Source organism: Ochrobactrum sp. BTU2, assembly GCF_024539785.1.
Classification (GTDB): domain Bacteria; phylum Pseudomonadota; class Alphaproteobacteria; order Rhizobiales; family Rhizobiaceae; genus Brucella; species Brucella anthropi.
In genome coordinates, this window is the sequence record NZ_JAHWRG010000023.1 from 1 (window position 1) to 26,670 (window position 26,670).

Here is a 26,670-nt window from a genome sequence, read left to right on the forward strand (position 1 = left end):
CTACACGACCGAAATGACCGCTTGATAAACACAGGCGAAAGCTGCTCAAAGCCCTATTCAAACAACTTGGCAATGCCTTCCGGATATAGTGGACGATCGCATAGCAGCATCCATCATGATGCAGGGGCTCACGGCAAGCCATTTCGCGACAGACTTTTATCCGGTTCAGCCTGGCGACATCGCTTTGGTGCACGCAGCTGCGGGTGGCGTGGGGCTTTTCCTGACGCAAATCATCAAGCGGCGCGGCGGTCATGTCATCGGGCGCGTCTCATCCCCGGAAAAAGCGGCGATTGTCAAAGCGGCCGGAGCAAATCATGTCATTATCGACAGGGACGGACAGTTCGCAAATGAAGTCTTGCATCTTACGGATGCGGTGGGTGTCAACGTCGTCTACGACGGATCGGGACCGAAGACTTTCCAAGACTCCCTCGCCTCACTCTGTCGTTCCGGTACTTTTTGCTGGTACGGACCGGTACTGGGCGGGCCCGGTCCGCTCGATCTTATGAGCCTGCCGAGAAGCATCGAGATCGGCTACGCCACCTTCTTCGATCACATCCCCACTACCGAACTCTTACGGTCCCGAAGCAAGCAACTTTTTGACTGGATTGAGGACGGTTCGCTGAAGGTCATGATCGGCAACACTTATGCACTTGCCGATGCCCACCAGGCTCATGCGGATATGGAAAGCCGGGCTACAACCGGCAAACTCCTGCTCATACCCTGACGTTCGTTTGTCCTGCCATATGAATATCATCGGCGCCGGCTTCCGGCGCCGATGAGTCCTGTAATTGTCAGAGCTTACCCGGACCGGCTGTCAATGCGAGCAGACCGGTAAGAGGAGACGGCTCTTGAGACGTGAGATCGTAGGGGCACGCAGTGGCAAGCGTTGCGAAAGCCATTACGGCGATAATGAAAATCTTCATCTCAACCTCCGTTATTGCGAACCGGAACTCAGGTGAGATCCAGTTCGACTGCTATGTTTCCACGCGTTGCTTTCGAATAAGGGCAGGTCTGGTGAGCATCCTCAATGATCGCTCGAGCAATCTGCGGCTCAAGTCTATAGCGCGACAATCAGGATGAGACGCTTGCGACAATCTGGATGAGATTCTTAGGTCGCGGTCGGGATCAAATTATCATGCTGATTGCCGTTGACAAGTTCTTCTTCGTTTTCTGATTGCCGCTGGGCGACAGACAGCGTTGAGGTCCTGATTGTCGCAAACGAGGCCGGTCGGCCCCGCTGGCGTTTTTCTTCAAGCGCGGTTCTGCGGCGATAACTTTCGACATTCATCTCGAAGATCGTGGCATGGTGCACAAGCCGGTCGACTGCTGCGAGTGTCATGGCAGGATCTGGAAAGACCCGGTTCCACTCTCCGAACGGCAGATTGTGCGGCAAACCGGCCATAGCCGGAAGCTCGTTCGTGACGTTTTAAGGGGGCAGCGTCTCGACGTGTTCCGAACGCGGCCCAGTTCTCTGGATAGCTGGTTGCCTTGGCTCAACAGCCGCTGGGAAGAAGGGGCACGGAACGCTTCGGCACTCTGGCGTGAGATGAAGACGAAGGGCTTTGTGGGAAAGAGTGGTGTCATATCGCAATGGGCTCAACGCCGGCGTCTTGCGGAAAAGGCCAATCAGAGCGGGCTCGCCAGAACGCCGTCCGCACGGGTTATCGCACGGCTCATGACCACCGCGCGCGACGACCTTGCAAAATCCGAAGTGATCCTGGTGGCGGCGATCGAAGTGAACGTCTCGGACCTTGTGGTCGCCCGTACTGCCATTGGTGATTTCCAGTCCATGATCCGCTCGAAGACAGCGCGGAAGCTCGACGAGTGGTTGGAAGCCGCTAAGGACAGCTTGGTCGGATCGTTTGCCGGCGGCGTCGAAAAAGACCTCGACGCCGTCAGGAATGCAATCATATCACCGTGGTCAAATGGGCAAACGGAAGGACAGATCACACGCTTAAAGCTCATTAAGCGCCAGATGTACGGAAGAGCAAAACTCGATCTCCTGCAGGCGCGGTTGATCGGTGCGTCGTAGACCTGCACAGCAGCAAATGTGCGTCAGAGCCAGTTCTCAGCGCAAATCAACAGCATATCAGTCTGACCGGAGATTACATCTGGACCCCGACGGACAGCCCCGATCTCAGGCCGCTCCGGCGAGAAACATCCATCCTCGCTGCATGATCACGATATGTTCTCAAATGTAGGACAGATTCACCACTTTCGTGTCGTGACGACGAAACAGCCTATGCCGCATGATCGCCCCACAAATCCTCATGCTCCCCAATTCGGGTGACTAGGCCCTTGACCCGCCCATCTAATCATAAGACTTCCAGCCAACATGCTCACTCCAATCGCGAGGAGGAGGGGGCCGGCGAACTCGTTGGCGACAATGCCCGATGCCGAAGAAACCGACAGCAGCATCAGGCTGAATTCTCCTCCATGGGCCAGGATGATCCCAGTGCGCCAAGAGGTCTGAAGCGACTCGCCGAATAGTCGGGCGACGACCAAAACGATCAGCGTCTTGCCCGCGAATATAATCGCGAGCCAGATCAGCACGACAGGCCATGCAGATGGAATGATCCAAAGTGGCAATTGCGTTCCGATGCCGACAAAGAAAATCCCGACAAACAAATCGCGGAAGGGCCGAATCTCGTTCTCGACAGCATGGCGCGCGTCACCCTCGCCGATAATCATGCCGGCCGTGAATGCAGCGAGTGCCGGAGAAAGACCGGCGGAGGCCGCGACAATCGCAGACCCGAGCGCAATGGTAAGTGCGAGGAGTTGGGCAAGCTCCGGATCGCCACGCGACGCTACCCAACGGGCAAGCACCTGCAACGGGCCACGGGCAGTGAACAGAGCTGCAACCAATGCCATTGCACTGGCGACGACCGTTATCACGCCATGTCCCTCGGCGGCTCCACTCATCGAATCGTGCAGAAGCAGGAATGCGACAGCTGCCAAGTCTTGAAACAGAAGCACTGCGATGGCCAAGCGCCCATGAGCCGATCCAAGAGCGTTCGCGCCTGCGAGCACCTTGAGGCACATGGCTGTGGATGACATCGCAACGGCCCCGCCGATGAGGATTGCGGAAACTGGTGCGAGATCGAAGACCAAACTCGCTACCAACGAAACCGTTATCGTCGTGACTGAAACCTGTACAGCCCCAAGACCGAAGACATGCTTCCTGAGTGTTACGAGCTTCTCGAAGGAGAATTCCAGACCAAGTGCGAACAGCAGGAGTACGACTCCGATTTCGCCAATACTGCTCAGGGCAGCGCTCTCCGCAATCAGGCCGAGGCCAGCGGGTCCAATGACTATACCGGCAAGAATGTAACCGACGATGCTAGGCACGCCAATCCGTGAACATATCGTCACGAGTACGAACGCGGCGCAAACCAACAAGGCCGCACTTTCGATAAATCCAGTCACGCCATGCATGTTCTTCTCCTGATATCATGTCGCAGGAAATGCCAATACTTGTATACTCTAAACGTGCGACCGTGCCCACTGCGCTATCTGCGCGGCAGGCATTACACCGCTCGTCCTCGCGATTTCCTTGCCGCCCCTGAACAAGATCATGGTGGGAATGCCGCGGATCCCGTAACGATCGGTGATCTGCTGTTCGGCTTCGGTATCGAGCTTGCCGAGACGGAACTGAGGTTCGAGCGAACGCGCCGCAGCCTCGAACTGAGGTGCCATCATCTTGCATGGCCCGCACCATTCCGCCCAGAAATCGACGAGCAGGGGCAGATCGGCATCGGCGTGTCGGTCGAAACTGGCGGCGGTCAGTGTGACTGGCCGGCCCTCGAACAGGGCGGCGCCGCAGCGGCCGCAGCTGGGGTTATCCGTCAGTCGTTCCTGCGGCACGCGATTGACGGAACTGCATTTCGGGCAAGCAACGGTGGGCATTCTGTTCTCCCTTTGAGTGTCGTTTCGGAGGGGCAGGTGCGTATTTCAGAATCCGCGGACAGCGATTTCAGTAAATCGCGGACACTTGTTTCGCTAATTCGCGGACAGTTCAGCCGCGGCGTTTTTCAGGCCTGTTGTTGATCAGACTTACGTTCTTTCGTTGTCCGCGCTGAGCGTTATGTCAATGCCGGATTTGGCTTTGCGCATGCTATCCCCTTCCAAATTGATGCGGTGAGCATTGTGCACGACGCGGTCGAGTATCGCATCGGCAACGGTTTCGACTTGGGCGATCGCCTTTCGACCGACATCGGCCAAGACCAACGTCTGGTCGTCGATTTCCGTGATCGGCTTTTGCTCGACGACCCTGATGAGTGAAGCCGCGGGCATTTCGCCGAGTTGCGGATCGATCGGGCCCAGCACGGAGTGGTCGCACATCACGATCTCGTCTGCGGCCAGAGCGATCAGCGTTCCCCCCGACATGGCGTAGTGCGGCACGAAAACTGTGACCTTGCCCTTGTGTCCCTGGATGGCGCGAGCAATCTGCGTGGCAGCGAGGACCAGTCCGCCGGGGGTGTGCAGCACGATGTCGAGCGGCATTTCGGCGTCCGTCAGCTAGATCGCGCGCAGGACTTCCTCGGAGTCGTTAACGTCGATGTAGCGAACCAGGGGAAAACCTAGGAGGTTCATCGTCTCCTGCCGATGGATCATCAGGATCACCCGGCTTCCGCGTATCCTCTCGATTTGAGCGATCTTCCGAGTGCGCATCGCCTCCAGATACTTCCTCTGCAGTGCCGGCTGCAGTGCGGAGACGATGAATAACAGCCAGAGCAGTTGCATCAAATCCATGGATTTCCTTTTCCTTTCCTTCGCCCATCCGGCAGGAAGCCGTATATTCCCTCGTCGCGGTAGTAGTTGCGATAGGTGACTGCAGGCCTGCGTAGAATCGGACTAGGCCGCGTCGACGAACCGGCACAAGGGGGATTCCCCCGAGGCGGATGACGTGATTCGAGGCTGACCTCTGGAGAGGAGGTCGGCCTTGGTTCGGGATCGTTTGATGGATGCGGAGTGGGCGATCTTCGCCCCGTTCCTGACGGAGCAGTCGGCCCGCGGCGGCCGCCCACCGAAGGACCACCGGCGCACGCTGGACGGCATCTTCTGGATCACCCGAAGCGGCGCGCCGTGGCGTGACCTGCCCGAGGAACTCGGGAAGTGGAACTCGGTCCACCGCCAGTTCCGGCGCTGGACCACCTCCGGCATCTGGGACGTGCTGTTGCAGGCGCTCGCCGACAGCGGCGGCGAGGCCGACATGCTCCAGATGATCGACAGCACCATCATCCGGGCGCACCACTGCGCTGCCGGAGGAAGGGGGGGACCCAAAGTCAGGCTCTCGGCCGCTCGCGCGGCGGCTTCTCGACCAAGCTCCACCTGCGTGCCAATGCCGATGGCCTGCCCATCAGCGTCGTGCTGACGCCCGGCGAGGCCCACGACCTAATCGCCTATGACGACCTCATGGCCGAGCGCGACAGCGATCCCGGCGTGCTGCTCGGTGACAGGGGCTACGACAGTGACCGCCTGCGGCAGGATGCGCGCGACCGGGGGGCCCAGCCGGAGATCCCGACCAAGCGGAGCCGCAAGGTGCAGCACAGCGTCAACCGACGCCTCTACGCCCTGCGTTCCCGCATCGAGTGCTTCATCAACCGTCTCAAGAACTGCCGCCGCGTGGCCACCCGCTACGACCACACCGCTTCCAGCTTTCTCGGCTTCGCCCTGCTCGGCTGCATCCGCTTATGGATCAGGTTCGTCCACGCGGCCTAATGGGGTGAAAAAGCATACACTCCTGAGCAAAGAGAGGGGCGCGACGCGCCCCTCTTACGCCCTATCCAGCGGTTTCAGAACAACTTGGACAGCTTTGCCTTGATTTCATCGAGCCAGCCTTTTCCGCCGCCTCCCCCAGCCGTCTTTTGCTTGACTTTCCTGAGTTCAGCATACAGGGGCTCAAAGTCCTTCTTCTTTCCATAGCCCAGCAGTTCTGCCATTTCCAACTGCTGCCGCGCTTCGTTCAAGAATGTCTCCAGGCGCTCATTGGACGCTTCGCTCCGCTGACTATCTTCTACCAAGGTCTCGGCGCGCTTCAGGAGCAGCCTGGCGCGCAGGGCGGGCAGCGGATGCACGCTGCGCGTCTCGACCAGCGTGCTGAGCGCTGCCTGCAGCGCGGCTTTGGCTTCTTCAATCTTGCCCTGATCGATAAGCGGCACGACTGACTTCACGGCTGCGGGATAGGACGCCAGAGGGATGTTGGTGACCGCGATCACGATTTCACTGGCCAGCAAAGCCAGCACGTGACGTGCCTGTTGCACCTCGCCATGTTTGAGGGCATCCAGCGCCTCGTCGGTCATCGCCTCAATGGTTTCCGTGTTGGCGAACAAGTCGTGCACGATGGTGCGCACATCAACGGGGGCCAGGGCAAGCGTGGGTTCGCGCGCAACAATCAGCTCCAGCTTTCCAGTCACTTCGGCCAGCATTGCCAATGCGCGTGCAGCGTCCTTGCCGTCAAGTGCGGCCAGCGCTGATTTGGTCAGCGCCAAGGCCGAGACGGCCTCATCGAGGACTTGTTTACGTTTGTCTGCCGCCTGCGAGCCCGTTTCCTTCTGAACCTCAGGCTGTACCTCCGTGACGACTTCAGGCTTGGCCTCTGGACTGACAGGAAGGCTGCTTACCGCGGCCTGTTCGTTTATTTCTTTGTTCGTCGCATTGGGATTCGATGTTTGCTCATTCATGGTGATATGCCTCGTATGAGTTAGTGAAAATAGGCGAATCTATTGGGGCTGACTGCGAACATCGCGAGACTGACCGACCGAACAGTCGGCCCCTTCATCACCTCAAAACAGCTTTTGGAGGCGCGTCTTCAACTCGTCGAACCATCCCTTGCCGCTTTTGCCACCAGCCGACTTTTGCTCAATGGACTTCACCTGATCGAAGATGGGTTTGAAATCCGCCTTCTTGCCATAACCCAGGATCTGCGCCATCTCGATCTCCGTGCGCACGGACGACAGCAAGGTGCTGAGCTCCTCGTTCTGCTTGGCATCGCGCTTGTCGGTCTCGGCCAGCTTTTCAGCTTTTGCCATCGCGGCTTCAGCCCGTAGCACGGGCAGAGGAAAGGCGACCGAGGTCACCACCAGCGTGTTCAGTGCTCGGGCGAGTTCCGCCTTGGCGTCGTCGATCTTGCCGCTGTCGATGAGCCGTGCGGCCGACTTGATCGCTGCCGGGTACGTTGCCATCGGCAGGTTGTCGGTTTCGATCACGATTTCGCTGGCCAGATTGGCGACGATGGGCCGGGCCTTTTGCACCTCGCCATCACCCAACAACTCCCGAGACAACTCGACCGCTTTCTTCACCGTTTCCACGTTGGCGTGGATATCGTGGGTGATGACGCGTACATCGACCGGCGCCAAAGCAAGTTTGGCGTCGCGTGCCAATACCAGTTCCAGCTTTCCGCTGGCCAGTTCCAGCGCAGCGAGCGCCTCCTTGGTCTTCTTTGCATCAAGGAGTGTCAAAGCCTCCTGGGTCTTGGTGAGCGCCGTGATGGCGTCCTGAGTGAGCTCAGCACGCTTTTTTTCGGCTTCCCGGGCGGCCTTGTCATCTACCTGTGGCTGCGCCGCCTTGGATGCGGCAGAGGGTGCTGCAGCACCTGGGCTAGAACCTGCCGCCGATTGGGCCTGAGCCGGTCCGCTAAGTCCGACGACGACCGCCAGGGCAAGTGCGGAGAAGGTTGATTGGGGCTGTTTGATATTCATGATCTTGGGCTCCTAATTAAAGTTAGTTGACTGAGATTTCAATCTGTTTCGGTTTGGCTTGCTCGGCCTTGACAAGCCGCACTTCCAGCGCGCCGTCTTTCATCGAAGCCGTCACCTTGGTCGAATCAACGTTGTCAGGCAAGACAAAGTTGCGCACAAAGTGACCTGCCACTGAACTTTCATCCAGCGGCGATTAGAGTCTCGACCGTTTCTGTTACGCCGTTGGGCGCGGGTTGAGCAACGGGCGGAGACGCGAAGCCCTTATCGAGCGAAGCGTCGGAGCCGGTTGCGGTAAGGGTTCCGGCGAAGGCCGCCGGGGTCTGGTATCCGAGCGAGGAGTGCGGTCTCGCGGTGTTGAAGTCCTGCCTCCATTCGGCGATGGCGCTGCGGGCGTGGTCGAGGCCGAAGAACAGGCTCTCGTTCAAGAGCTCATCGCGCATCCGGCCGTTGAAGCTCTCGACGTAGCCATTCTGCATGGGCTTTCCGGGCGCGATGTAGTGCCACTCGACGCGATGATCCTTCGACCAGGCGAGGATCGCGTTCGAGGTGAACTCCGTGCCGTGGTCGGAGACGATCATGCCCGGCTTGCCGCGTCGGGAGATCAGGTCCGTCAGCTCACGAGCAACGCGGCGACCGGAGATCGACGTGTCCGGGATCGCTGCCAGGCATTCGCGCGTCACGTCATCGACGATGTTGAGCACACGGAAGCGCCGCCCGCAGGCGAACTGATCGTGCACGAAGTCCAGCGACCAGCGCGCGTTCGCCCTTGCCTCGACCAGGATCGGCGCCCGCGTGCCCACCGCGCGTCGCCGCGCCCGGCGCTTGCGCACCGTCAGGCCCTCCTCGCGGTAGAGCCGGTAGATCGAGCGCATGTAGCTGGCCGTCATCCCGTCGTCTTTCTTGCAATTGTCACACCCGTCCACGCCGGAGGATCAGAGGCGGGGAAGGATTCGAGCGAGGCTTCGAGGACCGGATCGAAACTCTCCCTGTCGCTGGTAGACGGGTCGGCCGTGCTCTCATGCTGGACGCCTCTTGAGAGGCGGCGATCGGGGCGGAACGGGACCCGGAAGGCTCCCGGGGCATCGACGCCCCTGTGCAGCCGGTGGCGCGTCTCACCCGCCCAAGAGTTCGCCATCCGGGCTCCCCCAGCGTCCTCGCGCACGACATAATGCCAGTCCTGCCTCTCTGCGAAGTCCACGGCGCTTTCGCGGTCGGGAAACTTCAGCCGGATCGGACGATAGGGATCGTCGCTGGAGGTATATCCCATCAGCGGCTCGATGTGGGGCGGGCGCGACGGCTCGAATTCCAGTATCCAGTAGTTGGGCCGCGGCGCCGATGTCATCGCGGAACGTGCCGGCCGGTAAATGATCGCGGTCGGAACGTCCCATGATCTCATGTTGGTCCCGGGTATCTTCGGCGGGAATGGTGGGCGATTGTGACCGCGCATGTCAGCTCTCCTGGGTGTCGGTTGATGCGAGAATGTGACGTTCGAGATCGCCGAGTTTTTCCATTCGCCTCGAATTCAGGCGAACGGCGCGTTCGGTGTTCTGCGAAGGAAAGGCAGCAGCGTGCAGGACGTCCGACCGCATCGCTATCGTGAGATCGGCGACGGCATTCATCACGCCCTCTCGGTCCCCGTCCGAGAGCGTGCCGTCAGCAAAACCGGACTGCAAGCTCTCCAGTACCTGCTCGAAGCTGGACACGACCCCTGCACTCGCGACCACAGCCAGCTTGTGGCTGAGAACACGCAGTTCATCGATCAGCTTCGCATCGTGCCTTGCGGTTTCCACGATCTCTGCGACCTTCTCGATGCAGGCCATGTAAATGTCGCATTGCTGCTGGAGGATGATGACCCTTCCTTCCTTGCGAAGCTCGAGATCGGTCTGGCGATTGAGAAGCGCCGCGGTCAGAATGATCGTCACGACAGCGCCGAGGAAGATGAGCGTCATCTCCTGCGCGAAAGGCAGTATGTCTTCGGCAAGATACATCGAACGAAAAACGAAAACGATGCCGATGCCCAAGGCAGCGGCCGCAGCAGCAAATGCCAAGTCAGGCAGGCGGTTCGACATCAGCACCTCGCATTTTCGGTGTCAGGTGGCATGCACGGCTTCGCATCGGCGTCCGGCGCCTCTGCGTCCCGGTGCCGCAGGAAGATTGGCGTCGGACCGCTGCCGAACGGATTGAAGCCGGTGCTCAGGCAACGGTCGAAGATCGTTTCGTCCCATCGGGTGAAATCGTGCTCTTCGCCGGCAAGTCGCTCGTCATCCACCACAGGGCACCTCACGCCTTTGCCGATGGGGGAGCGTCATCGAAGGCCGCACCGTCCGAACGATCCGCCTTGCGAAGCCGTAGCCCGAGGAGGATCATCATCACCCCGAAGACCGCGGCGTAGAAGCCGATCAGCCAGCCGAGCGCGAGGAAGCTTTCGACCGGGCGCGTCAGCAGCATCCAGGTCACGACGACACCGAGAACGACCGAGAGAAGGCCGCTCAGGATCAGCCAGATTTCGCCGTTGATTTCCTTTCGCAGGCGGATCGCTGCCGCGATCTCGAGGGCACCCGAGAACACGGACCAGAATGCGATGCTGGCCCAGAGGAATGTCGCAAGCACAAGCGTCGCGACAAAAGGCGAGACAACCACGACGACGCCCGTGGCGATGCCCAGAATGCCGCTGAACATCAGCCAGCCCCAGCGATCGCCCCCGCGGATGTTGCGGACGGCGGCGACGAGGCCGAACACGCCATCGGCGAAGGCGAAAGCGCCGAAGACCAGCGTCAGAGCAAGCAGCGACTCCGCAGGCATGAGGAAGGCGAGAACCGCGATCACCAGCGCCAGGACACCGCGCAGCACGAACAGCCACCAGTTCCCGGACAGGCTGCCCAGCATGTCCTGCATCGTGTCGGATTGCTTTGCAGAGGTTGTCGTCATTGGTCCATCTCCTGTTCAGGTTTCAACTCAGTAGTGCCGATTGTCTCCGCGCCGGCCAGGGCGGCCGCCACGCGGCGGCGGTCCTCGACCGGTTGAGGCAGACACTGCGTCCGGGCAATTTCCCTTTCCACGGGCGGGCGCCCCGATGCCTCGCCGATCAACCCGGCTTCGACCAGCGTGCCGCGCAGTGTCTCCGCCGCGTTCTCTGCAATCTTCAACACTTCCGCCTCAGTGAGACCCAGGAGGTGCGCCGTCTCCGCGATCGTGGCGTCTTCCAGGTACATCCGATACAGGACGCGGCGCTCGACCGGAGCAAGATCTGCGATAGCCCGGTGCAGTGCCATGGCGATATCATGACGATCCACTTCGGTCTCGGGGTCTGTGCCGCCGTCGTCGGCGATGAGGTCCTCCAGCATCAGCACTTCGTCGGGCTGGTAGAACTCGAACATCGCCTGATCCGCCTCGGTCGGATCCTCCGCCGGGGCCTCGGGTTCCGCCTCGATGGAGGCGGCATCCTCGGGCACCGCGCGGCGCGCAGCCTGCGCCTCGGCCTCGACGGTCTCGAAGGCCAGCTGCGTCAGCCAGTCCCGGACGGAGAATTCGGTCGGCCGCCGCTCGAAGCGGTTGAGCCCGTTGAGGATCGTCGCATCGACGATATCGCCAACGCTCAGGTAGCCAGCCGGCACAGACCCGCTACACTCGAGATAGGTCAACTCGCGCCTGACTGTATCGTAGACCGTATCGAGATGATCCTCGATCAGGTCGAAGAAGAGTTGGCGCCGGTCCGCTTCCGCCGCATCCCGCGCGGGCGGCAGCGGGGCGCCGATCCGGCGCCGGCGGGCGGGACGCTTGTATTCAGGCTCGTGCTTGAGGCGCGCCACATGCCGATCGACCTGGTGGCGCAGGTCGGCAAAGGCCTTGCGCAGGACAGGCTCGATCTCGAATCCCTCTTCCCGCGCCGCGATCACGCCCGACGGCAGTTGCAGGCGCAGGCTGACTTTGATGCGCTTCTTGCCCCTCGTCTGCGAGGCAACGACTTCGAGCCGGACCAGATCCTCGCGAAAGCGCGCAAGGTGCGGTTCAAGTTGCCGCAATTCTTCCTCGATGACCTCAGGCGCGCGCTGTTGGCCGTGCCGGTCGAGATTGCGGAATGATCTAATGACGTTCATGCCGTGGACCTTCCTATAACTCTCCGAAGAGATGGTCCGGCGCGACCGATATCGCGCCGGGCCAGTCTTTTGCGCTGTCACTCGGCGGACTTGTCGTCCTTGGACTGCACCTCATCCCCAACGCTGGGCTTCGGAACGTCCGTCTTGTTTTCGGCAACTTCGCTGGGCTCCTCGATCCCGGCCTTGGCCTGATCGTCCGGGCTGTCGTCACCGGTGTCCTTTACGATCTTTTCGAACACGACCCTCTGTTCGTCTTCCGACCAGGCGACGCGGACCTTGTCACCATCCTCGATCCGCCCGGAGAGCATCTCGCGGGCCAACTCGGTCTCCAACTGCGACCGGATCAGCCGGCGTAGCTCGCGGGCACCGAATTCGGGACGGAAGCCGACCGCGCCGAAGTGATCCACGACGCTCACATCGAGTTCGAGTTCGACGCCCTGGGTAAGGGCGGTCCGCTTCACCCGGTTGAGCTGCAACTCGACGATCTGGCGGATTTCCGACTGGTTCAGCGAGTGGAAGACGATGATCTCGTCGATCCGGTTGATGAACTCTGGCCGGAAATGACCGCGCAACACCTCCATCAGCTCGGACTTCTGCTTGGCCTCGTCGAACTCACTGCTGCCGCGTTTCGTGAGGTTGCGCTGGATGATGTCCGAACCGAGGTTCGACGTGGCGATGATGATGGTGTTGGTGAAGTCCACCACGCGCCCCTTGCCGTCGGTCAGCCGACCGTCGTCGAACACCTGCAACAGAATGTTGTAGACATCCGGGTGCGCCTTCTCGATCTCGTCGAGCAGCACGACCGAGTAGGGCCGACGGCGCACCTTCTCGGTCAGTTGCCCGCCTTCGTCGTATCCGACGTAGCCGGGAGGCGCGCCCACCAGCCGGGCGACCGAGTGGCGCTCGCCATACTCCGACATGTCGATGCGGATGATTGCGTCCTGATCGCCAAAGATTACTTCGGCGAGCGTCTTGGCCAGTTCCGTCTTGCCAACCCCGGTCGGCCCGAGGAAGAGGAATGTCGCGGTCGGGCCGCGTCCCTCGCGCAGTCCTGCGCGCGCCAGGCGCACCGCATCCGCCACGGCGCGGATGGCCTCTTCCTGGCCGATGACGCGCTCGTGCAGCTTCTCCTCGAGCTTGAGGAGCTTGTCTTTCTCCTCGGTGGTCAGCTCAGTGACCGGAACGCCGGTGATCTTGGAGACGATCTGCGCGACATGATCGGCGCGCACCTCGGCGGTCGCCGAAGCCTGATCGCGCTTCCAGATCTCCAGAAGCTCGTCGAGCTCCTTCTGCTTCTGCTCCAGCTCCTTCTTCAGTTCTGCTGCTCGGTCGAATTGCTTGCGGGCTGCGGCATAGTCCTGCTCGCGCTTGATCTGCGCGACCTCGGCTTCGAGTTCCTGCACGTCCACGGGCCGAGCAGTGGCCGAGATCTTCACCCGCGCCGCGGCCTGGTCGATCAGGTCGATCGCCTTGTCGGGCATGAAGCGACCGGTGATATAGCGATCCGAAAGCTCCGCGGCGGCGATGATCGCCTCGTCGGTGATCGTCACCTTGTGGTGGCTTTCGAGCGTGTCGCGCAGCCCGCGCAGAATCATGATCGTCTGTGCGACCGTGGGCTCGTCCACATAAACCGGCTGGAACCGTCGCTCGAGCGCCGCGTCCTTCTCGATGTATTTCTGGTACTCGTTGAGCGTCGTCGCGCCGATCAGGTTCAGCTCGCCCCGCGCCAGCGCCGGCTTGAAGGTGTTGGCGATGTCGAGACCACCTTCGCCGCCGCCCTGGCCGGCGCCGACGATGGTGTGCATCTCGTCGATGAACAGGATCAGGCTGTCCTTCTCCTCGGTGATCTCCTTGAGGATCTTCTGCACCCGCTCCTCGAACTCGCCGCGATACTTCGACCCGGCCACCATCGAGTTGATGTTGAGCTCGACCAGCCGCTTGTCGCGCAGCGCCTCGGGCACTTCGCCCGCGACGATCCGTTGTGCAAGTCCCTCGACGATGGCGGTCTTGCCCACGCCGGGCTCGCCGATCAGCACCGGGTTGTTCTTTTTCCGGCGGGCCAGCACTTCGATCGTCGTCTCGATCTCGCGGGCGCGGCCGATGACGGGATCGAGCTTGCCCTCGCGGGCGAGTTTCGTCAGGTCACGGCTGAACTGGTCGAGATCGGGGGTGTTCGACGGAGTCTCGACGCGGCCCTCCTCGGCTCCCTTGCCCACGACCTTGGTCACCTGCTGACGCAGCGCCTGCGGCGTCAACCCCAGCTTGCGCAGCATCGCCGCGGCCAGGCCTTCACCTTCCTCGGCAAGTCCGATCAGAAGGTGCTCGGGACCGACATAGGAATGGCCGAGTTCGTTCGAGGCGATGAAGGCCCGGTTCAGCGCGTCCTTCAGGCGAGGGCTTACGCCGATTTCGCCGTCCGTCTTGGCGTCTCCACGCTTCGCCTCCTTCTCGATCTGGCGGCGCAGATCGTCCACATCGACCTTGAACTGTTCCAGGATCGTCTTGACGACGTCAGACGAGGTCAATGCCAGAAGCAGATGTTCGGTATCGACCTCGCTGCGCCCGAATTCCCCGGCCTTCTGTGCTGCATCCTGCAGCAGCTTGTTGCCCTGTTCGCTCAGCCGGTCGGCGATGGTGCGTCCGCCGCCGCGCCGCGATCCGCGGCGCGGCGTTTCCTCCCCGAAGGTGGCATCCACGACGTCGTCCTCACCCGCGCCCGTGGCGCCCAGTGCACCACCCCGCAGCGGGCTGTCGCTGAACAGGCTGCCGAACCCGCTATCGCCGAAGAATTCGTCCAAAAGGGAATGTCGTCCGAACAGGGACTCCAGCGGCGATGCGCTGCGGCCCGACCGGCGCACCATTTCGCGGTAGTGCTGATCGCACAGCTCCATGTTCTGAACTTTGCCGTTCACCGAGGCGCGCACGCGCGCCGTCGCCGGGCGACCGCAAATATCGCAAGCTCCGTTTGCCATTCGTCTTCTCCGTTTCTTTATCCAGTCAGGGTTGTCCGCCGATCATCTGCGCCAGTGACAGTGTTACGCAGCGACCGCTTCCGTTCTTTTCACCTTGGACCCAATTGCCACCAGATCGGGCTCGTCCAGTGTCTCGCGTTGCAGGAGATCCTGCGCGGATTGCTCGAGCAGCGCCCGGTTGGCTTCGAGAAGCGAGAGGGTGCGCTTGAACACGCCATCCACGATGTCGCGCACCTTCGAGTCCATCCGCTCGGCAGTGGCCTCGCTGTAGCGGCGGTTCAGCCACGACGACTGGTCGCCGGTGCCGAGAAAGCCTGGCCGATCGGTGTCGTAGCTGACATGCCCGAGGTCTTCGTCCATCCCGTACCGCGCGACCATGGCGCGGGCGATATCGGTAGCCTTGACCAGATCGTCGGCCGCCCCGGTCGAGACATGATTGTAGATGATCTTCTCGGCCGCGCGCCCGCCAAGCAGGACTGCGATCTTGTTCTCCAGCTCCTCCCGCGTCATCAGGAAGCGGTCCTCGGTCGGGCGCTGGATAGTGTAGCCGAGCGCGCCAATTCCGCGCGGGATGATCGAGACCTTGTGCACCGGGTCCACCCCCGGCAGAGCCATCGCCACAAGCGCGTGCCCCATCTCGTGGTGCGCCACGATCTCGCGCTCGCGCGGATTGAGCACGCGGTTCTTCTTTTCCAACCCCGCGATGATGCGCTCGACGGCATTGTTGAAGTCGTCCATCGTCACCGCATCAGCCTTGCGGCGCGTGGCGAGCAATGCTGCCTCGTTGACGAGATTGGCAAGATCCGCGCCGGAAAAGCCGGGAGTAAGCGCTGCGACCTTCTCGGCATCGACGTCCGGGGCGAGCTTCACCTTTTTCATGTGAACGCCGAGAATCTGCACACGTCCCTTCTTATCCGGCCGATCCACCAGCACCTGCCGGTCAAAGCGTCCGGCCCGCAACAGCGCCGGATCGAGAATCTCCGGGCGATTCGTGGCCGCAAGCAGCACGATGCCGACTGATGGGTCGAAGCCGTCGAGCTCGGTCAGAAGCTGGTTCAGCGTCTGCTCACGCTCATCGTGGCCGCCAGCGATCTGGCCGGAGGAGCGCGCCCGCCCGAGAGCGTCGAGTTCGTCGATGAAGATAATCGCCGGCGCGGATTTCCGGGCCTGCTCGAAGAGGTCGCGCACCCGCGCGGCACCGACGCCCACGAACATCTCGACGAACTCTGATCCCGAGATCGAAAAGAAGGTCACGCCGGCCTCACCCGCCACCGCGCGCGCCAGCAGCGTCTTGCCGGTGCCCGGCGGCCCAACGAGCAATATGCCTTTGGGGATATGTGCGCCCAGCTTTCCGTATTCGGCGGGGTTCCTGAGGAACTCCACGACCTCTTCCAACTCGGCCTTGGCCTCGTCCACGCCGGCCACGTCAGCGAAACTGACGCCGGTTTCCCTTTCCATGTAAACTTTGGCCTTGCTGCGGCCGACCTGCATGAACCCGCCGAAACCCTGCTTGTCGGCGAACTTGCGGAACAGCAGCATCCAGATTCCGAAGAAGACAAGCGCTGGCGCCACCCAGGAAATCAGCGTGCCGAAGAAAGTGTTTTGCGGAACGCCAGTGATCTCGATACCTGACCGGTCTATCCGTTCCAGGATTGCGGGATTCACTACAGTCGTCACGAACTGCTTCTTGCCGTCGACGGGTTCGGCGAAGGTGCCTGTGATAGTGTCTGACCCGACCGCGACAGAAGAAATTTTCCCGTCAGCGAGATACTTCTCGAACTGGCTGTAGCTGATCGGCGCGACGGATTGCCAGCCGGCGATCAGATCCTGGATGAAGATCACGGCTATGAAAGCCATCACCCAGTACCAGATGTTGTATTCGGTCTTCTTTTCCACACGGCTTTTCCTTTTCCCTAGCGCCCGAGCCGCGACTTGATGCGCTCGAGCAGCGCCAGCAGAATGCGCCTTTCGTCCGCCGACAGATCCTGCAGGATTTCATCTTCGAGCGCCGATTGCCGCGGCGCGAGTTCCTTCAGCATCGCCCGGGCCTTCGACGTTGCCGTGACGATCTGCGCCCGCCTGTCGTCGGGCGAGGGCGACCGCTCGACCCAGCCGCCCCGGACCATGCGATCGACGAGCTGGCCGGCTGTGGCCTGGCCGACCTCCAGCAGGTCGGCCAGATCGCCGATGGTCAGCCCAGGCGCATCCTCGACATGCGCCGCCGCCATCCAGGACAGGCGGGTCAGGCCGCTGCCGCGGATGTCTTGGTCGATCCGCTGCTGGATGAGCTGCGCGACCCGGTGGATCGTCGTCCCGATCAGCGCGATGTCCGAAGAGATCATGGGTATCCTTCCTCCGATTGCATGGTACACAGGAGAAACCGCCCCCCCCCATCCAAAACGCAATGCATCCATCATACATGCTTGCATAATAAATGGAACGGCCTATCTTGATAGGCGTTCTCCGAACCCACATCCGGCCGGCACCGTTGCCCGGTCCCTCCATGCCGACGGTTCGGGGGTATCGATCAGCAACAGGAGGCCAGCAATGCTCTACCCGACATATCTGCGCCGCAGCGATCCCTTTGCGCTGATGCGCTCCATGATGCGCGATCTCGACCGCGGTTTCTGGCCGCCGTCCCGCGCGGCGTTCCCGGCGGTAAATGTCTGGCAAGGCCCTGAGGCCGTTGCAGTCACCGCTGAACTTCCCGGCATCGAACCGGGCGACATTGAAATTTCGGTCAAGGACAACGTCCTGACGCTTTCGGGCGAACGCAAGGCGCCCGAGGTTCCCGACGGTGCGCGCTGGCACCGCAACGAACGCAGTTTCGGCAGGTTTTCCCGCACTATCCGCCTGCCGTTCGCGGCCTCGGATGACAAGGTCGAGGCGAGGATGACGAACGGCGTATTGCGGATCGTCATCTCCCGGCCCGAGGAAGAAAAGCCGAAGAAAATCGAGATCAAGGCAGCCTGAGAGGAGCTGGAACGATGAGCACCGACATCACGCAAGCCGCCGAAAAGACGCCGACCGACTCGCCCGAGACCACCGGCGGCGGACGCATCTACCGCCCGTTGACCGATATCGTCGAGACCGATCAGGGTGTCTCCATGATGCTTGAAATGCCTGGGGTCGCCGCCGATGCGATCGAAATCACGCTCGAAAATCGTGTGTTGACGATCCGCGGCAAGGTTGACCCGGTGCGGCCGAAAAACCTCGAACTTGCCTATGCCGAATATGGCGAGGGCGATTTCGAGCGTGCCTTCACGCTTTCCGAGGACTTCGACCCCGACAGGATCGAAGCCGAGATGCGAGGAGGCGTCCTAACTTTAACGCTCCCCCGGGCCCCTGAAGCGCAGCCGAAAAGGATCGCCGTCAAGGGCGCCTGAAAACCGAAGGAGACCATATCATGCAGATCAAAGACCTCATCCCCTGGGCGCGCAAGGACGGCGCGCCAGACGCCAAGAGCAGCGAAGACAACCCGATCGCGACACTCCAGCGCGAAATGAACCATGTGTTCGAGAACTTTTGGAACCGGGTCGGTCAGTTCGAATGGCCCTGGGGCAGCGGCGAAGCCAAATCCGACATGGTCGAGACCGACAACGCGATCGAAGTGTCGATCGAGCTGCCGGGCATGGAGATGAAGGACATCGAGGTGACGGTCAACGATGACATGTTGACTGTGAAGGGGGAGAAGAAGATCGAGCGCCAGGTGGAGAAGAAGGGGTATTACCTCTCCGAGCGCAGCTACGGCGCAATCTACCGGACAATTCCGCTCCCTCCCGGTGTGGATGGCGAAAAGGCGCAGGCATCCTTCAAGAACGGGGTTCTGACGATCAAGCTGCCCCAGACACCCGAGGCGCAGGCGAAGATCAAGCGCATCGATGTCAAGAACGGCTGATTTGCCACATTGGGTGTCGCCGGTTTGCGGCGTCCGCTCAGCTCCGTTTGATATCACGCCGTCTGGTGAGCCCCGGGGAGCCTGTTTCTCCGGGGCGGCTTTCGAGGGGGAATGATGAAAGACCTGAAACGATCCGGGCTAACCCGTGAACAATGGTCGGCGATGACGCTCTACGAGAAGTTCGAACAGGTCGTCATTTTCGTCCTCAGCGCCATCATTGCGGTTATCGTCGTGGCGTCGGTTTGGGCGCTGATGCGCGAGGTCGTGAACCGGTTGGTCTTGGGAGCGTTCGACACGCTCGATTACGCCACCTTCCAGGTGGTGTTCGGAATGATCTTCACCGTTGTAATTGCGCTCGAGTTCAAGCGCTCCCTTCTTGTGGCGACAGAACGCAGCTTCGGCATTCTCCAGGTCCGCACGATCGTGCTGATCGCGCTCCTCGCGATCGCGCGCAAATTTATCATCCTCGACCTTGGCGAGACGGAGCCAGCCAAGACTGCCGCCCTCGCGGGCGCGGCTCTTGCGCTCGGAGCAGTCCACTGGCTGGTGCGCGATCAGGACCGGCGCGAAGAGCCCGGTGCTAAAAATGCCGAAGGCGATCAATGAGCCGAAGCGGTGTTGTCACGTTAAGTTTCTCTGGCCGGAAAGACCAGGGGCTCGTAGATATTCAGGCGAAACAGGCCGCAATTTTCCATGCATCGAAAGCTTCGAGGCGATGGTAGAGAATTGTGTGTGCGGCTCGGCGACGAGATGGAACAGAGAAACAATTGCGGGTCGCTGAGTGCATGGAGACGAACCGTTGCAACGCTCCAGGTGACCGATGACCTTGCATGGTTCGCTCCCGTTTCCTAAACGGCAGATGGCTATTTTCGGCCCGATTATTGAGGCCCTTGTGCGACCAATGGTCAAGGCCGGGTGCCACTTCTGCCTTTGCTGCACCGTAGGAGCGGAGCTTATCGGTGATGATCCGTTTGGGAGCAAAGCCATAGCGCTTCATTAACGCCACAAGCAATCGCTTTGCCGCCCTTTTATCACGCCGCTTCTGCAAGATTTCTTCGAGAACGGAGCCATGTTGATCCACCGCACGCCAAAGCCAGAATTTTTCTCCAGCGCATTTGACGACCACTTCGTCCAAATACCAAACATCGCCGGGGCGCGCCTGACGCCGCCGCAAGTTGCGTGTGATCTGGGGGCCGAACTTGGCGATCCAACGACGAACTGTCTCGTATGATACGTCGATTCCACGCTCAAGCAGCATTTCTTCAACTTCACGCAGACTAAGGTTGAACCGCAGATAAAGCCACACCGCATGAGCAACGATCTGTGGCGGAAAACGGTGACGCTTGAAGATGATATCTGATGTCTGCATCGCCAAAATTTACGCCCAAACCGTCAGGCAGGCAACTGCAGCCCAGTTAACGTGACAACACCAGGCAGGGCTGCGCCATGTCCCGGTGTTAAATGAGTTTCTGGCGCTTGGCGGGTGTTATCGCCACGTGGGAAACTGCGTCTGCGAGATTTTGTTCCGCATGATGCGGATCGGATTTTTTGAAAACAGTTGACATTCCGTCAGATGGGAAGGGGCTGGCGCCTGCGCAAGATAGGAGTTCCCACAAATCAGTCGCAGATATCTCGTCGAACGCTTCTGTCGGAATAGAAACTGTGGCCGTCCGGCCGGGAACTTAAATTTCGACACGGCGTTAAACGAGGAGGCAGAGACGCAGTTTCCTGCCTGTCTCATCAGCCATTGATCACTTACTGCCGGAACTTTACCGGCGATTTGTGGTAACCAATTCATAAGAGGAGATGAATTATGGCCAAGGAAAAAAATCTCGAAGACTTATTCCACGATACTCTCAAGGACATCTATTACGCTGAACGTAAAATTCTCAAGGCCCTGCCAAAAATGAAGCGTGCAGCGCACTCTGAAGATTTGAAAACGGCTTTCGAAAAGCACCGTGAACAGACTGAAGGCCACGTCGAGCGACTAGTCCAAGTGTTCGAAATCATGGGCAAGACAGCAAGAGGCAAGACTTGCGATGCGATCGAGGGAATTATCGCCGAAGCCGAGGAGATCATGGAGGAATTCAAGGATACCGCGGCGTTAGACGCCGGCCTGATCTCGTCTGCACAGGCGGTCGAACATTACGAAATCACTCGTTATGGGACATTGAAGCGGTGGGCGACGGAGCTTGGCATGACCGACGCTGCAAAACTACTCGACCAGACGTTGCAGGAAGAATCCAAAACGGACAGTGATCTGACGAAACTTGCGGATGCGTCAGCTAACCAACGCGCCAAAGCAGCGTGATCATGAGCTAAGGGTGCCACTCGGCACCCTTTTCATTTGAACATAGATCGCGAAAGAATCGGAGCCAGCCATGTCAGCCAGCAACAAGACCACAAATGGGCGGAAGTCGCTCAAGCTTCATGATCAGAAGCTTGACGCAGGCCGAGGCGGAGACCTTCATCAACTCGCCGACGAGAAAACGCAAACCATGACGACCGCCCAAGGGGGGCCGATATCGGATGACCTCAATACGCTCAAGGTCGGCGATCGAGGTCCTACGCTGATTGAGGATTTCCATTTTCGGGAAAAGATCTTTCACTTCGACCATGAGCGTATTCCCGAACGCGTGGTTCATGCGCGGGGCTACGGTGCGCATGGCTATTTCGAGACGACAAAGTCACTCAGCGAATATACGCGCGCAGACATTTTCCAACGGGTTGGCGAGAAGACGCCAGTCTTCGTCCGTTTTTCCACGGTCGCCGGTTCGAAGGGTTCGTTCGACCTTGCCCGAGATGTGCGCGGCTTCGCCGTCAAGATATACACCAAGGAAGGCAACTGGGATATTGTCGGCAACAACATTCCTGTCTTCTTCATCCAGGACGCCATCCGGTTTCCGGATATGGTCCATGCCGTCAAGGAGGAGCCTGACCGGGCTTTTCCGCAGGCCCAGTCAGCCCATGACAATTTCTGGGACTTCATCAGCCTGACGCCGGAATCCATGCACATGATCATGTGGGTCATGTCGGATCGCGCCATCCCGCGCTCCTTCCGCTTTATGGAGGGGTTTGGTGTTCATACGTTCCGTTTCCTGAACGACAAGGACAAGTCGACTTTCGTCAAATTCATCTGGAAACCGAAACTCGGCCTCCAATCGGTTGTCTGGAACGAGGCGGTGAAAATCAACGGTGCGGATCCGGACTTTCACAGGCGCGATCTGTGGACTGCGATACAAGCTGGCGACTTTCCGGAATGGGAACTGTGCGTGCAGCTCTTCGATCAGGACTTCGCGGACAGTTTCGATTTTGATGTGCTCGACCCGACGAAGCTGATTCCGGAAGAAGTCATCAAGCCAATACCGGTCGGACGGCTGGTGCTGGATCGGATGCCGGATAATTTCTTTGCCGAGACTGAACAGGTCGCGTTCATGACGCAGAACGTTCCCCCCGGCATCGATTTCTCCAATGACCCGCTGCTTCAGGGGCGCAATTTCTCCTATCTCGACACGCAGTTGAAAAGACTGGGCAGCCCCAATTTCACGCATATCCCGATCAATGCGCCGAAGTGTCCGTTCCACCATCTCCAGCAGGATGGCCATATGGCGATGCGCAATCCTGTCGGACGGGCAAATTACCAGCCTAATTCCTGGGGCGAAGGGCCGAGGCCCGACCCCAGGCGCGGGTTCCGGTCGTTTGCAGCGCAGGAAGACGGACAGAAAGTTCGCCTTAGACCGGAGAGCTTCGCCGATCATTACAGCCAGGCGAGGCAGTTCTATCTGAGCCAGACCGCTGTGGAGCAAAAACATATCGCCATGGCGCTGACCTTCGAACTGTCGAAGGTGGAAGCACCGGCGATCCGCGAGCGTGTTGTATCTCATCTGCTGAATATCGATGCCAATCTTGCGGAAACGGTCGCCGGCAAGCTCGGCATCCGCAAGATGCCGAAGGCTGCGGACGCGATGGTGCCCGTGCGTGACGATCTTGCTCCGTCTCCCGCGCTCAGCATTATTGAGAACGGAACCGGCAGCTTCAAGGGCAGAAAGATCGGCGTGCTTGTCGCCAATGACACGGATGCACAGGTGCTCAAGGGTATCCGGCACGCCGCGGAGAAGGAAGGCGCGATGGTGGAACTGGTTGCGCCGACGGTCGGAGGTTTCGAAGCTTCCAGCGGCGAATGGATGGAGGCGGACCATATGATTGACGGTGGTCCATCCGTATTGTTTGATGCTGTAGCGCTTGTGTTATCTGTAGAAGCGGCCAACAGGCTTCTCAGTGAGTCCACTGCAAGAGACTTTGTTGCAGACGCTTTTGCCCACTGCAAGTTCATTGGCTTTACCGCAGGCGCGATGCCGCTGCTCGCCAAGGCCGGTATCGAGCCCGAAATGGACGAAGGGCTGATCCCGCTCGACAATTCAAGGGCGGCCACCGACTTCGTCGTGTCGTGCCGTAAGCTCCGCTTATGGGCGCGTGAAGATACCGTCAAGCTCTGATCTCGCGGCATACAACTGATGTGAAGAGATGTTCGAAGTGCAAACACAAGCGGCCCGGCCCAGCCGGGCCGTTAACCGCATGTATTGGAATGTGGAGAAATTGGTAATTGCCCATGAAGAACATTGCTATCGTCGGCACCGGTCCGACCGGGATTTATACTTTCTTCTCGCTGCTCAAATTCGCAGAGCAAATGTCCATCTCGATCTACGAGAAGGAAGATGAAGCTGGCGTAGGCATGCCTTATAATGACGATGAGAACAGCCGGATTATGCTGGCCAACATCGCCAGCATCGAGATACCACCGATTACCTCGACCTATCTCGACTGGCTGCGCGAGCAGGACGAGACGCGTCTCGCTCGATACCGGGTCGACAAGGAAGATCTTCACGATCGACAATTCCTGCCTCGCATTCTGCTGGGCGAATATTTCCGGGATCAGTTTCTGGCTCTTGTCGAGGCAGCGCGTCGAAAAGGATTTGCAGTCGAAGTGCACGAATCCAGCGAGGTAACGGATATCGAAGCCACCACCAATGGTGTAAAGCTCTGGTCTGAGGGGAAGCTCGATTCGAAACTCTTCGATCTCGTCGTCATCGCCACCGGACACGTCTGGCCCGATGATGAAAAGGCAACGCGCAATTATTATCCCAGCCCCTGGTCTGGACTGATCGAAGCTAGGATACCTGCGTGTAAAGTGGGTATTATGGGAACATCGCTTAGCGCCATCGACGCAGCAATGGCGGTCGTTGCCCAACATGGAAGCTTCATTGAGGAAGATAACGACAACCTGAGCTTCGACCTTGACCCGGACAGTAAAAGTCTGGCGATAACGCTTATGTCCCGTTCAGGCATCCTGCCAGAAGCGGATTTTTATTGCCCTATCCCTTACGAGCCCTTGCAGATTGCCACGGAGCAGGCGATCAACAGGGAGATCCAGACTGGCGAGAGTGGCTTGCTTGACAGGATATTTGCCCTGGTCGCGCGCGAAATCGAGGTGGCCGATCCGGCCTGGAGTGAGCGTGTTTCACTTTCGAAGCTCGACGCTGACAGCTTCGCTGACGCGTACTTTGATGATCGGCAAAACCACGATGCGTTCCGCTGGGCAGAATACAATCTCAAAGAAGTGGAGCGCAACAAGCGGGAGAAGCATACCGTCCCCTGGCGCTATGCAATCCTTCGGCTGCACGAGGTCGTGCAGGAGATCATTCCGCGTCTCAATGAAGAGGACCGCGAGCGGTTCGATACAGGACTCTGCAAGGTCTTCGTTGACAACTATGCTGCCATCCCGTCGGAATCGATCCGCAGACTGCTGGCGCTGCGCAAGGCCGGCCTGATAGACGTCCTCGAACTTGGGCACGATTACGACATGGAGGTAAGGAAGGATCACACCGTCATCGCCATTGGCACGGAAGTACGGACATTCGACGTGTTCATCGACGCCCGAGGCCAGAAGCCACTCAAGACGAAGGATTTGCCGTTTCCGTCACTGCGCCGGCAACTCGTTTCGGTCGGAGAGGATATTCCGGACGTCTCAGACGACTACACTTTGCTGGCACCGGACATTGCACGTGGCAAGATTGCGTTCGGCGCACTGCCGTATCTGATGCACGACCAGCCTTTCGTGCAGGGAATTACGGCAAGTGCCGACATTGGAGCAGTAATGGCCACTGCTGTCAGTGAACTAACACACCGAACGCGCCGGCGGCTTCCTTTTATTGATCTCTCCTGATCGAAGCTGAAACATTGACAGGTCAGAAAGATACGTCCATGCGAGCGGCTTGGATTATATCTTCGATCAATTCACGCCTTGCACGTTCTCTCGCGACACTGTCGTTTAACCGCAAGATATAGGATGGATGCCAGGAGATCAGCACCGGTCCATCATGTAACCCAATTTCAGCCTGACCGCGTCGCGAAGTAAGAGGAGCGTTGTTATCCGTCAGAGCGAACGCCGCAGAGGCCCCCAACTCAACCACCATGCGTGGACGGATGAAAGCCAATTCGAGCCCCAGCCACCAGCGACGATGCAGGATTTCCTGCCGGTCAGGATTTTGATGCAGGCGGCGCTTGCCACGCGGCATGAACTTGAAATGCTTAACTGCATTGATCAGCCATGTCTGCCTAACTTCTGCTCCTGCTGCAACCATGGTTTCACGCAAGAGGTGACCTGCCGGACCTACGAACGGTCGACCTTCCAGATCCTCACGATCACCCGGCTGTTCTCCTACAATCATGAGCTCAGCGTCTTCCGGCCCCTCACCCCAAACAGTCTGGGTTGCAGCCTCTCATAATCCACATCGCCGACAATGTCCGGCAGCCGCTCGCGCTTCGATCATTGTCTGAGGGAACTCGGGCGCTTGTGGCATCGCAGCGCGATAACGGGTCGAAATCGCGACTGCGCCAGCCGCTGGTGACGTTTCTGCGGCCACGCGCATTCGCTCCACTCGCGACTCGGCATCTCGTAACATATCTGGAATCAGGCGCGTTTCGGGTAGGTTCTTCCAATACTTCTTAGGCATTTCCGCGCGCATCGCATTCAGCTTTACCCGTGCCGGATTGAAGATGTTCGCGAAATAGGTGCCCCAAAGCGTTTCGGTGGCATCTGCCGATAAGTCAGGGCGTGTACCGCCTGGGTGGTAACTAAGTCTGCCGGCCTCAAATCGAGCTGTAAGCCTTGGCGTGGCGATCCCGCAGTCCATATCCGCGAAACGCTTTGCGAAAAAGGAACTACCCGGCTCGACTATATTATGCTCCGGCTCAAACCAGGCTGCAAAGCGACGACGCAACCCAGTCTCAAGTAATTCGCGAAACCGTACGAAAGCATGCATCTTGTGGATATCACGGCCAACCGATTTTGCCATGAGATGTAATTGCCGCCCAAGCGGGTCAGCCTGGCTCAAAGGGTCTCCCGCGTTGCAGTCGACAAGCTCCTGTTGCGGTTGTCGCGCCGCAAGGCCGAGCTGTTGCGGGTGCTGGACCGCCCGGAAATCCCGCTCAACGCCAACGCTTCGGAAAACGATCTGCGCAGCTTCGTCATCAAGCGGAAGATCTCTGGCGGCACAATGAGCCGTGACGGCCGCATTGCCCGCGATACGCTGCTTGGATAGATGAAGACGTGCCAGAAGCTGGGTCTATCGTTCTGGCACTATCTGGGCGACCGGCTGGAGATCGGCAGTCCGGAGCCGATCCCGCCGCTCGCGACATTGATCGCGGCGCGGGCCTGAACACTCCCCTCCCCTTTCGAACCAGGAACGCTGACCGCTCGCAAGATCAGTACAGCAGCGCGCATCGGGTCTGCCGAGATTGCCTACGCGTTCGACATTGCCACCGAATTTGCCAAGCTTACCCCGCTTAAGTAAGCGGGGCAAATTTGGTGGCCAAGACCCTGTTTCTGATTCCAAGTCAGAAATATTAAACACTGTGCATATCGTAAGTTCCGCATCGATATTTCATGGCTATGGGATTCCTGATTTTGGCAAATCATGATTCTCTTTTGCGATGCCGAAGAG

25 protein-coding genes and 7 pseudogenes are annotated in these 26,670 nt (G+C 59.6%); 11 read left to right on the forward strand and 21 right to left on the reverse strand.

Features of this window, described 5'->3' with window-relative positions; translation table 11 throughout:
* Positions 1 to 76: 76 nt before the first annotated feature.
* Positions 77 to 724 (forward strand): annotated as a pseudogene (locus tag KWJ32_RS25420) (zinc-binding dehydrogenase); the annotation flags it as partial.
* 67 nt (positions 725 to 791) lie between these two features.
* Here the strand turns inward: KWJ32_RS25420 and KWJ32_RS25425 are convergent.
* The 3 genes and pseudogenes from KWJ32_RS25425 to istB form a co-directional block, all read right to left on the reverse strand.
* Positions 792 to 923, reverse strand: a complete 132-nt coding sequence (locus tag KWJ32_RS25425; protein WP_255481881.1) for a hypothetical protein — start codon at positions 921 to 923, stop codon at positions 792 to 794.
* A 28-nt stretch (positions 924 to 951) separates the two neighbouring features.
* Positions 952 to 1,056: pseudogene (locus KWJ32_RS25430) on the reverse strand (peroxiredoxin); the annotation flags it as partial.
* Positions 1,057 to 1,108: 52 nt separating this feature from the next.
* Positions 1,109 to 1,378 (reverse strand): annotated as a pseudogene (istB, locus tag KWJ32_RS25435) (IS21-like element ISRel5 family helper ATPase IstB); the annotation flags it as partial.
* A gap of 105 nt (positions 1,379 to 1,483) precedes the next feature.
* On the opposite strand from istB, the gene KWJ32_RS25440 reads away from it, so the two are divergent.
* A complete protein-coding gene (locus tag KWJ32_RS25440; protein WP_235889936.1) occupies positions 1,484 to 2,032 on the forward strand; it encodes a transposase in 549 nt (182 codons plus the stop codon).
* Positions 2,033 to 2,268: 236 nt separating this feature from the next.
* Here KWJ32_RS25440 and KWJ32_RS25445 read toward each other — a convergent pair whose 3' ends face one another.
* The 3 genes and pseudogenes from KWJ32_RS25445 to KWJ32_RS25455 form a co-directional block, all read right to left on the reverse strand.
* Positions 2,269 to 3,435 (reverse strand): cation:proton antiporter, encoded by a 1,167-nt coding sequence (locus KWJ32_RS25445; RefSeq protein WP_011982915.1) that lies wholly within the window; start codon positions 3,433 to 3,435, stop codon positions 2,269 to 2,271.
* 48 nt (positions 3,436 to 3,483) lie between these two features.
* A complete protein-coding gene (gene trxC, locus KWJ32_RS25450) occupies positions 3,484 to 3,906 on the reverse strand; it encodes a thioredoxin TrxC (RefSeq protein ID WP_011982916.1) in 423 nt (140 codons plus the stop codon).
* Between the two features lie 147 nt (positions 3,907 to 4,053).
* A pseudogene (locus KWJ32_RS25455) lies at positions 4,054 to 4,752 on the reverse strand (ATP-binding protein).
* Positions 4,753 to 4,960: 208 nt separating this feature from the next.
* On the opposite strand from KWJ32_RS25455, the gene KWJ32_RS25460 reads away from it, so the two are divergent.
* A protein-coding gene (locus tag KWJ32_RS25460; protein WP_247877704.1) for an IS5 family transposase occupies positions 4,961 to 5,721 on the forward strand; the annotation gives its coding sequence in 2 pieces (ribosomal slippage) (positions 4,961 to 5,267 and positions 5,267 to 5,721; 762 coding nt in all).
* A gap of 74 nt (positions 5,722 to 5,795) precedes the next feature.
* On the opposite strand, the gene yfdX2 is transcribed toward KWJ32_RS25460, so the two are convergent.
* The 12 genes and pseudogenes from yfdX2 to KWJ32_RS25520 form a co-directional block, all read right to left on the reverse strand.
* Positions 5,796 to 6,683, reverse strand: coding sequence for a heat resistance protein YfdX2 (gene yfdX2 / locus KWJ32_RS25465; protein ID WP_011982919.1), 888 nt, complete (start codon positions 6,681 to 6,683; stop codon positions 5,796 to 5,798).
* Between the two features lie 102 nt (positions 6,684 to 6,785).
* Positions 6,786 to 7,700, reverse strand: a complete 915-nt coding sequence (gene yfdX1 / locus KWJ32_RS25470) for a heat resistance protein YfdX1 (protein ID WP_128094963.1) — start codon at positions 7,698 to 7,700, stop codon at positions 6,786 to 6,788.
* A gap of 22 nt (positions 7,701 to 7,722) precedes the next feature.
* Positions 7,723 to 7,866: pseudogene (locus tag KWJ32_RS25475) on the reverse strand (Hsp20 family protein); the annotation flags it as partial.
* A gap of 13 nt (positions 7,867 to 7,879) precedes the next feature.
* Positions 7,880 to 8,563 (reverse strand): annotated as a pseudogene (locus KWJ32_RS25480) (IS3 family transposase); the annotation flags it as partial.
* Positions 8,564 to 8,583: 20 nt separating this feature from the next.
* Positions 8,584 to 9,147 (reverse strand): NADH dehydrogenase ubiquinone Fe-S protein 4, encoded by a 564-nt coding sequence (locus KWJ32_RS25485; protein WP_128094962.1) that lies wholly within the window; start codon positions 9,145 to 9,147, stop codon positions 8,584 to 8,586.
* A gap of 1 nt (position 9,148) precedes the next feature.
* Positions 9,149 to 9,769: a hypothetical protein gene (locus tag KWJ32_RS25490; RefSeq protein ID WP_094544353.1), complete on the reverse strand. Its 621-nt coding sequence runs from the start codon at positions 9,767 to 9,769 to the stop codon at positions 9,149 to 9,151.
* Entirely contained in the window at positions 9,769 to 9,972 is a 204-nt protein-coding gene (locus KWJ32_RS25495; RefSeq protein ID WP_038595113.1) for a hypothetical protein, read from the reverse strand. The genes KWJ32_RS25490 and KWJ32_RS25495 overlap by 1 nt, the downstream gene beginning before the upstream one ends.
* Positions 9,973 to 9,980: 8 nt before the next feature.
* Positions 9,981 to 10,628 carry an HdeD family acid-resistance protein gene (locus KWJ32_RS25500; RefSeq protein ID WP_038595111.1) on the reverse strand — a complete coding sequence of 216 codons (648 nt, stop codon included), beginning with the start codon at positions 10,626 to 10,628 and terminating at the stop codon, positions 9,981 to 9,983.
* Positions 10,625 to 11,797, reverse strand: coding sequence for a sigma-70 family RNA polymerase sigma factor (locus KWJ32_RS25505; protein WP_128094961.1), 1,173 nt, complete (start codon positions 11,795 to 11,797; stop codon positions 10,625 to 10,627). The genes KWJ32_RS25500 and KWJ32_RS25505 overlap by 4 nt, the downstream gene beginning before the upstream one ends.
* A gap of 77 nt (positions 11,798 to 11,874) precedes the next feature.
* On the reverse strand, positions 11,875 to 14,769 hold the full coding sequence (locus KWJ32_RS25510; RefSeq protein ID WP_038595109.1) for an AAA family ATPase: 2,895 nt from the start codon (positions 14,767 to 14,769) through the stop codon (positions 11,875 to 11,877).
* 63 nt (positions 14,770 to 14,832) lie between these two features.
* Complete coding sequence (ftsH, locus tag KWJ32_RS25515) at positions 14,833 to 16,665, reverse strand: ATP-dependent zinc metalloprotease FtsH (protein ID WP_256886459.1); 1,833 nt, start codon at positions 16,663 to 16,665, stop codon at positions 14,833 to 14,835.
* A gap of 17 nt (positions 16,666 to 16,682) precedes the next feature.
* Positions 16,683 to 17,111 carry a MarR family transcriptional regulator gene (locus KWJ32_RS25520; protein ID WP_128094959.1) on the reverse strand — a complete coding sequence of 143 codons (429 nt, stop codon included), beginning with the start codon at positions 17,109 to 17,111 and terminating at the stop codon, positions 16,683 to 16,685.
* Positions 17,112 to 17,316: 205 nt separating this feature from the next.
* On the opposite strand from KWJ32_RS25520, the gene KWJ32_RS25525 reads away from it, so the two are divergent.
* The 4 genes from KWJ32_RS25525 (at position 17,317) to KWJ32_RS25540 (ending at position 19,273) form a co-directional block, all read left to right on the forward strand.
* A complete protein-coding gene (locus KWJ32_RS25525) occupies positions 17,317 to 17,742 on the forward strand; it encodes an Hsp20/alpha crystallin family protein (RefSeq protein ID WP_012754154.1) in 426 nt (141 codons plus the stop codon).
* Positions 17,743 to 17,756: 14 nt separating this feature from the next.
* Positions 17,757 to 18,155, forward strand: a complete 399-nt coding sequence (locus KWJ32_RS25530; RefSeq protein WP_012754153.1) for an Hsp20/alpha crystallin family protein — start codon at positions 17,757 to 17,759, stop codon at positions 18,153 to 18,155.
* Positions 18,156 to 18,175: 20 nt separating this feature from the next.
* A complete protein-coding gene (locus KWJ32_RS25535) occupies positions 18,176 to 18,667 on the forward strand; it encodes an Hsp20/alpha crystallin family protein (RefSeq protein WP_011982931.1) in 492 nt (163 codons plus the stop codon).
* Between the two features lie 114 nt (positions 18,668 to 18,781).
* Positions 18,782 to 19,273 carry a phosphate-starvation-inducible PsiE family protein gene (locus KWJ32_RS25540; RefSeq protein ID WP_038595245.1) on the forward strand — a complete coding sequence of 164 codons (492 nt, stop codon included), beginning with the start codon at positions 18,782 to 18,784 and terminating at the stop codon, positions 19,271 to 19,273.
* Between the two features lie 61 nt (positions 19,274 to 19,334).
* On the opposite strand, the gene KWJ32_RS25545 is transcribed toward KWJ32_RS25540, so the two are convergent.
* Entirely contained in the window at positions 19,335 to 20,036 is a 702-nt protein-coding gene (locus tag KWJ32_RS25545) for an IS6 family transposase (protein ID WP_038595102.1), read from the reverse strand.
* 444 nt (positions 20,037 to 20,480) lie between these two features.
* On the opposite strand from KWJ32_RS25545, the gene KWJ32_RS25550 reads away from it, so the two are divergent.
* The 3 genes from KWJ32_RS25550 (at position 20,481) to KWJ32_RS25560 (ending at position 24,890) form a co-directional block, all read left to right on the forward strand.
* Positions 20,481 to 20,978, forward strand: coding sequence for a ferritin-like domain-containing protein (locus KWJ32_RS25550; RefSeq protein ID WP_038595100.1), 498 nt, complete (start codon positions 20,481 to 20,483; stop codon positions 20,976 to 20,978).
* A gap of 70 nt (positions 20,979 to 21,048) precedes the next feature.
* Positions 21,049 to 23,163, forward strand: coding sequence for a catalase (locus KWJ32_RS25555; protein ID WP_038595097.1), 2,115 nt, complete (start codon positions 21,049 to 21,051; stop codon positions 23,161 to 23,163).
* A gap of 113 nt (positions 23,164 to 23,276) precedes the next feature.
* Positions 23,277 to 24,890: an FAD-NAD(P)-binding protein gene (locus tag KWJ32_RS25560; RefSeq protein WP_038595096.1), complete on the forward strand. Its 1,614-nt coding sequence runs from the start codon at positions 23,277 to 23,279 to the stop codon at positions 24,888 to 24,890.
* Between the two features lie 22 nt (positions 24,891 to 24,912).
* Here KWJ32_RS25560 and KWJ32_RS25565 read toward each other — a convergent pair.
* Together KWJ32_RS25565 and KWJ32_RS25570 are read right to left on the reverse strand one after the other, a co-directional pair.
* Positions 24,913 to 25,431: pseudogene (locus KWJ32_RS25565) on the reverse strand (UdgX family uracil-DNA binding protein); the annotation flags it as partial.
* Between the two features lie 15 nt (positions 25,432 to 25,446).
* The gene (locus KWJ32_RS25570; protein WP_247877713.1) at positions 25,447 to 26,022 is read right to left on the reverse strand and encodes a TIGR03915 family putative DNA repair protein; all 576 of its coding nucleotides are present in this window, start codon (positions 26,020 to 26,022) and stop codon (positions 25,447 to 25,449) included.
* Positions 26,023 to 26,031: 9 nt separating this feature from the next.
* On the opposite strand from KWJ32_RS25570, the gene KWJ32_RS25575 reads away from it, so the two are divergent.
* Entirely contained in the window at positions 26,032 to 26,268 is a 237-nt protein-coding gene (locus KWJ32_RS25575; protein WP_235909143.1) for a transposase, read from the forward strand.
* Positions 26,269 to 26,670: the final 402 nt, after the last annotated feature.

What these genes read in the sequence shown, in the direction of transcription:
- KWJ32_RS25425 (WP_255481881.1), bottom strand. Translation starts at nt 923, where the DNA reads ATGAAGATTTTCATTATCGCCGTAATGGCTTTCGCAACGCTTGCCACT.
- KWJ32_RS25445 (WP_011982915.1), bottom strand. Translation starts at nt 3,435, where the DNA reads ATGCATGGCGTGACTGGATTTATCGAAAGTGCGGCCTTGTTGGTTTGC.
- trxC (WP_011982916.1), bottom strand. Translation starts at nt 3,906, where the DNA reads ATGCCCACCGTTGCTTGCCCGAAATGCAGTTCCGTCAATCGCGTGCCG.
- yfdX2 (WP_011982919.1), bottom strand. Translation starts at nt 6,683, where the DNA reads ATGAATGAGCAAACATCGAATCCCAATGCGACGAACAAAGAAATAAAC.
- yfdX1 (WP_128094963.1), bottom strand. Translation starts at nt 7,700, where the DNA reads ATGAATATCAAACAGCCCCAATCAACCTTCTCCGCACTTGCCCTGGCG.
- KWJ32_RS25485 (WP_128094962.1), bottom strand. Translation starts at nt 9,147, where the DNA reads ATGCGCGGTCACAATCGCCCACCATTCCCGCCGAAGATACCCGGGACC.
- KWJ32_RS25490 (WP_094544353.1), bottom strand. Translation starts at nt 9,769, where the DNA reads ATGTCGAACCGCCTGCCTGACTTGGCATTTGCTGCTGCGGCCGCTGCC.
- KWJ32_RS25500 (WP_038595111.1), bottom strand. Translation starts at nt 10,628, where the DNA reads ATGACGACAACCTCTGCAAAGCAATCCGACACGATGCAGGACATGCTG.
- KWJ32_RS25505 (WP_128094961.1), bottom strand. Translation starts at nt 11,797, where the DNA reads ATGAACGTCATTAGATCATTCCGCAATCTCGACCGGCACGGCCAACAG.
- KWJ32_RS25510 (WP_038595109.1), bottom strand. Translation starts at nt 14,769, where the DNA reads ATGGCAAACGGAGCTTGCGATATTTGCGGTCGCCCGGCGACGGCGCGC.
- KWJ32_RS25520 (WP_128094959.1), bottom strand. Translation starts at nt 17,111, where the DNA reads ATGATCTCTTCGGACATCGCGCTGATCGGGACGACGATCCACCGGGTC.
- KWJ32_RS25525 (WP_012754154.1), top strand. Translation starts at nt 17,317, where the DNA reads ATGCTCTACCCGACATATCTGCGCCGCAGCGATCCCTTTGCGCTGATG.
- KWJ32_RS25530 (WP_012754153.1), top strand. Translation starts at nt 17,757, where the DNA reads ATGAGCACCGACATCACGCAAGCCGCCGAAAAGACGCCGACCGACTCG.
- KWJ32_RS25535 (WP_011982931.1), top strand. Translation starts at nt 18,176, where the DNA reads ATGCAGATCAAAGACCTCATCCCCTGGGCGCGCAAGGACGGCGCGCCA.
- KWJ32_RS25540 (WP_038595245.1), top strand. Translation starts at nt 18,782, where the DNA reads ATGAAAGACCTGAAACGATCCGGGCTAACCCGTGAACAATGGTCGGCG.
- KWJ32_RS25545 (WP_038595102.1), bottom strand. Translation starts at nt 20,036, where the DNA reads ATGCAGACATCAGATATCATCTTCAAGCGTCACCGTTTTCCGCCACAG.
- KWJ32_RS25550 (WP_038595100.1), top strand. Translation starts at nt 20,481, where the DNA reads ATGGCCAAGGAAAAAAATCTCGAAGACTTATTCCACGATACTCTCAAG.
- KWJ32_RS25555 (WP_038595097.1), top strand. Translation starts at nt 21,049, where the DNA reads ATGTCAGCCAGCAACAAGACCACAAATGGGCGGAAGTCGCTCAAGCTT.
- KWJ32_RS25560 (WP_038595096.1), top strand. Translation starts at nt 23,277, where the DNA reads ATGAAGAACATTGCTATCGTCGGCACCGGTCCGACCGGGATTTATACT.
- KWJ32_RS25570 (WP_247877713.1), bottom strand. Translation starts at nt 26,022, where the DNA reads ATGGCAAAATCGGTTGGCCGTGATATCCACAAGATGCATGCTTTCGTA.